Here is a 2,276-nt window from a genome sequence, read left to right on the forward strand (position 1 = left end):
AGCGGCCTGGCCGATGGCGATCTGACCGTGACCATGAACGTGACTGATGAAGCAGGCAACAGCGGCAGCGTGACCGACACCGAGCTGCTGGATACCACCGCTGAGATCACGGTTAATCTGGCCGATGTTAACCCAAGTAACGTCACCGCCGTACTGGTTTATGGCAACACCATGGATGTGGAAGTGAGCCAAACGGTCACCCTGACCGTCACCGATGGTACCAACACAGTATCGGAGACCATGCCTCTCGATGCGTTAGCGGCTGATGGAAGCTATGGTGGCACTATTGATCTTTCAAGCCTGAGTGATGGCGCGCTAACTGTGACCGCTGAGGTGCAAGATCAGGCCGGTAACACCGCCACTGCAACCGATAATGTTGACATGAGCGCCACACCGAATGCGCCGACCCTGACGCTGGCAGAAGATACCTTTGCCACGGATGTCGCCGGCGGCGATGAGGACAACATTACCAACAACCCCACCGTTAGTGTCGGCGGCTTGTACATGGATGGCAGCTGGGAATACTCACTGGACGGCACCACTTGGGTAGCGGGAACCGGCACCACCTTCGATCTGCCCGAAGGCGAGTACACGGCGGGTCAGATTCGAGTGCGTCAGACAGTTGCGGGCAAGCAAAGTGCTGAAGGTCAAAACCAGGCTGCCTGGGATATCGACCAAACCGCTAGCGTCGATAGCGTCGCCCTGGATCTCTCGACCTACAACAATCCAGACGCCACCGGTACCCTCACCGGAACCACAACAGATGTGGAAGCGGGCCGTGATGTTGACATCGTCATAACCGACAGCAATGGCATTACCGTCACCCAAACCGCTACCGTGCAAATGGATGGCAGCTTCGAAGTCGAAAGCGGTGATCTATCTGGCCTGGCCGATGGCGATCTGACCGTGACGGCGACCATTACGGATGCAGCAGGCAACACCTCCGACCCTGCCACGGCCTCCGCAGTGTTGGACACACAAGTGTTGATCACAGTGAATATCACCGATGCCAATAGCCTCACCCTGGACGATGGCCAGCCGGAGATTACCGGCACCACAGACGCGGAACCCGGTCAGCAGGTCACGCTAACCATCACCGATTCCGCTAGCCCGGCAAATGTGGGCATAGTAACGGCAGTGGTGCAGGAAAATGGCACCTACAGCTTCGATTTCACCTCAAGCTCAGGCCTGGCAGAAGGCGAGCTAACCGTGGTAGCCACCGTCAAAGACCTGGCCGGTAATCAAGCCACCGCTACCGACACCGCCATTCTCGATTACACACCGCCCAACGCCCCCGTGGTAACCATCGACGACGGCGACGGCTTCACCGCCCAAAGCGAGATCGACACAGACGGCAATGTCCCCGTCAGCATGAGCCTGGCGGGCACCAATGCCGTGGCCGGCGATACCCTGACGGTGAGCGACGGCGCAACGGTTGAGGAAGTTGAGCTGACGCAGGCTATGATAGACGCGGATAAGGTCGATTTCGCAAGCACCTTTGCAGCGCCTGCGCCCTATGAGACATTGACAGTAGACGCCACTATCACGGATGCGGTGGGTAATACTTCAGAAGAAGGCACGGCAAGCTCTGTTGTTACCGGCTTGCTAATCAATGGAGGCTTTGAAGATGGCCCAACCAGCACACCGGATCGCTATAACGAAGGGCCTGGAAGCGGTGCTTTACCCGGCTGGACGATTGAAAGTGGAAGTATCGATAGAGTTTCAGGTGATGAAAGTAGTTCATACACCTCCGCAGAAGGGGAATATTTCCTTGATTTGAATGGAGGAAGTCCCGGGAAAATCAGCCAAACAGTCACCCTAACGGTGGGTGAAACTTATACCCTTCAATGGGCAGAAGATAATTTTGAATTTTCAGATGCCCCTTATGAGATTGCCATCAGTGGCATGCCCACTGAACAGAAAACAGCACCTAGTAGGGGTGAAGGCGAAACCGGGTTCGTTGGAGTAGGTGAAAGCTGGGTGACTAGGAGTATTGAATTCACTGCAGTGGAGGCTGAAACCACTATTAGTTTTCAATCGAAGCTTGCGGGAAGCAATGGCCTAGCTCTTGACGCAGTTACCCTATATCAATCTGGTGTAACGGAAGTGGCCCCCATCGTCCTCGACCTCAACCAGGACGGTGCGATTGCCTACGACACGGTAGAAATGGACGTCAACCGTGACGGCGAGGTGGAATCCACCGCCTGGGCCGGTGCTGAAGACGGCGTGTTGATGTGGGACAAGCATGGCGACGGCAGCCTGAGCGATCTGGACCA

The 2,276-nt window shown here is 56.1% G+C and carries 1 protein-coding gene; it reads left to right on the forward strand.

What is annotated here, in order from left to right; translation table 11 throughout:
* Nucleotides 1–2,276, forward strand: a 2,276-nt coding sequence (locus tag C7A19_RS14060) for an Ig-like domain-containing protein (protein WP_116645189.1), incomplete at both ends; no start/stop codon positions are given.

It is taken from the genome of Salinivibrio sp. HTSP (assembly GCF_003390965.1).
GTDB classification, from domain to species: Bacteria; Pseudomonadota; Gammaproteobacteria; order Enterobacterales; family Vibrionaceae; genus Salinivibrio; species Salinivibrio kushneri.